Origin of the sequence: Gemmatimonas sp., from assembly GCF_046594945.1 — a bacterium.
GTDB lineage: Bacteria > Gemmatimonadota > Gemmatimonadetes > Gemmatimonadales > Gemmatimonadaceae > Gemmatimonas.
The window spans coordinates 1-3114 of the sequence record NZ_JBKJRB010000148.1; the positions used below are offsets into that span (position 1 = coordinate 1).

Genomic DNA, 3114 nt, shown 5'->3' on the forward strand with positions numbered 1-3114 from the left:
CCCGACTCGAAGGAGCTGATCGCCAGCTACGCCAACAAGATCTGGCGTGTTGCGATCGATGGCAGTGGACAGACCGAGATTCCGTTTCGCGTACAGGCCACGCTCGACGCCGGCCCCGAGCTCGCGTTCAAGTATCCGATCTCCGACAGCGCACAGTTCACGGTGCGCCAGATCCGCGATGCGGTGCCGTCGCCCAACGGCAGACAGCTCGCCTTCGTAGCGCTCGAGAAGCTGTACGTGATGGACTCTCCCGGCGGCGCACCACGACGCGTGTCCACGCTGAATGCCATCGAGTCGGAACCAGCCTGGTCGCCCGACAGCAAGTCCCTGGCGTGGGTCACGTGGACCAACGACGGTGGTCGTCTGTACAAGGCCGTCGTGAGCGCGCGGCCCGTGGCACCGACGGCGTTGAGCGCCGTACTCGGTACGCTGCGTCAGCCGGTGTGGACGCCGAACGGCGCGCGCATTGTGCTCACGCAGACTGCAGCGCAGGGCCGTCGCGATCAAACCGGCGTCACCGCGCCGACCGACATTGTGTGGTATCCCGCAACACCGGCGACGGCCAACGGCAGCACGGCCACCGTGGTCGCCCGCTCCGCTGGACGGAGCAAGCCGCACTTCGCGAAGGATACCTCGCGCATTTATTTGTCGTCGACCGCCAACGGATTGGTATCGATTCGCTGGGACGGTAGCGACGAACAGCGACACCTGCGCGTGACCGGTCCCGGTGTGGGCGGTGCCGTCGACGATCACGATGTGAACCCGTCGGAACTGTTGCTACAGCAGCTGAACAACCCCGAGGAGCCCGGCTCCCCCGGCCCACCGGCCACGCTCACGATGATGTCGCCCAGCGGCGATATGGCGCTGGCGCAGATCAACTCGGATTTCTACACGGTGGTGGTCCCGCCGCGCGGAACACAGCCGTCCGTGAGTGTGGCCGACGTCAACACGGCGTCGGTGCCGGTAAAGAAGCTGACCGACATCGGCGGACAGTTTCCTGCGTGGTCGTCGAACGGCCGTCGCGTGCACTGGTCGATCGGCAATGCCCACGTGGTCTACGATCTCGATACGGCCGCCGTGCGTGACGCCGCGATCGCTGCGTCGCGTCGCGATTCCACGCTGGCCGACAGTCTGCGTCCGCGCCCGTACGTGCCGAGTGAGCAGCGCGTGCTGGTGCAGGCGGCGCGCGATAGGCCGCGTGGTAGCGTCGTACTACGAAATGCACGTCTGATTACGATGACGGGTGATGAAGTCATCGCGCGCGGTGATATTGTGGTCACGAACAATCGGATCGCCGCCATCGGTGCCGCGGGCAGCGTGGCCGTCCCTGCCGGCGCCACGTCGATGGACATGGCCGGTGCCACGATCATGCCCGGCTTCGTGGATACGCACGCGCATCTCCGAGCCGAACGTGGCACAATTCATGAGACGCAGCCGTGGGCGTATCTGGCCAACCTCGCGTATGGGGTGACTACCACGCGCGATCCGCAGACCGCCACCACCGACGTGCTCACGTATCAGGACATGGTCGATGCCGGGCAGATTATCGGACCGCGCATTTACTCCACCGGCCCCGGTGTGTTCAACACCGACAACATCCGCGACCAGGAGCACGCCCGCAACATCCTGAAGCGCTACAGCAGCTACTACGACACCAAAACGATCAAGATGTACGTGGCCGGTGTGCGTCAGACGAGGCAGTGGATCATCAAGGCGGCGCGCGAACAGCAACTGATGCCAACCACCGAAGGGTCACTCGACGTGAAGCTCAATCTTACCGAAACGTTCGACGGCTATCCCGGCCTCGAGCACTCCATGGGCATCACCCCGCTCGGCAGCGATGTCACAAGCTTCATGGCGTGGTCGAATCGTACCTATACGCCAACGCTGTTGGTGAACTACGGAGGCCCGTGGGGGGAAAACTACTTCTACACGAAAGAGAATCCGTACGCCGATCCCAAGCTGCAGCGATTCACCGCGTATGAGGAGCTGGCCCTGAAAACGCGTCGTCGGATGGCCTCGATGCCCGGCGGCGGAACGGCCGGTGGGTGGTTCCTCGACGACGAATACGTGTTCCCGCAGCTGGCGGCCGACGCCACCAAAATCATGCGCGCCGGAGGACGTCTGGGTGTCGGCAGTCACGGGCAGCTACAGGGGCTGGGCTACCACTGGGAGTTGTGGCTGCTGGCAAGCGGTGGCATGACGCCAATGGAAGCGCTTCGCACCGCGACGGCTAGTGGCGCGCGGGCGATCGGACTTCAGGATGATGTGGGCTCGCTGGAAGTCGGCAAGATGGCGGATCTGCTGGTGCTCGACGCCGACCCGCTGGTCGATCTGCGGAACACGGGCAAGATCAGGCTTGTGATGAAGAACGGCCGGTTGTACGACGGCACTACGTTGGCCGAGACGTACCCGACGAAGCGCGACGGGCCGGTGGTCCCGAACCGTCCGATGGTCCCGGCAACGAAGGCGGGTTCGAAGTAGATCTGGTGGGCCATCGGCGCTCCCCGCTCTCGGAGCGCCGGTGGCCGACTTGGCCCGATGGCGCGTGGCGTCTACACACCATTGCGCCCGCAATCGTCGCCGCTGCTCTTGCGGTTGGTGTCGGATCACCTGGACAGACTGCAGACGGTCTACGACCACCACTTCGCACACGCGGCGTCGGCCCCCGCGGCTGCGCCAGCGCGTGGCGAGCGCGTGGAGAGCGCGTTGGGTTTCGCTGCGACGGCTGCCAGACTGCACGCTCGCGGTGATGCAGCTCGACCACTTCTACCTCAGGCCGCAACATCAGGGCCGCGAACCGAAGCGAATGCGCTGGATGTCGAGATACATCTCAACGAGCTCGAACTCGTCCGCGAGCGTGGCCAACGGCTGACGTCCCGCCTCGAGCGTACGACGCCGAAGCGCGCTTAACCGCGCGATCATACGGGCCGCCGCGTCGCTGTGCACCAGCGTGCAAGTGGCGTTCAGCGTATTGAACAGAAAATGTGGTTGCAGCTCCATCGCAAGCGCGGACAAGAGCGCCTCGGCCAGTTGTGGGTCAGACGAGCATCACGCAGGTCGCGCGCATACGCTGCGCATACGCTGCGCATACGCGTAGCACCAAGGCATCCA

General features: G+C 64.7%; 2 protein-coding genes. One reads left to right on the forward strand and one right to left on the reverse strand.

The features are described from left to right. The coding region (locus tag ACLL97_RS17665) for an amidohydrolase family protein (protein ID WP_411281799.1) at positions 1 to 2484 on the forward strand (2484 nt) is incomplete at its 5' end. A gap of 303 nt (positions 2485 to 2787) precedes the next feature. Here the strand turns inward: ACLL97_RS17665 and ACLL97_RS17670 are convergent. After that, positions 2788 to 3018 carry a histidine kinase gene (locus ACLL97_RS17670; RefSeq protein WP_411281800.1) on the reverse strand — a complete coding sequence of 77 codons (231 nt, stop codon included), beginning with the start codon at positions 3016 to 3018 and terminating at the stop codon, positions 2788 to 2790. Positions 3019 to 3114 lie beyond the last annotated feature (96 nt).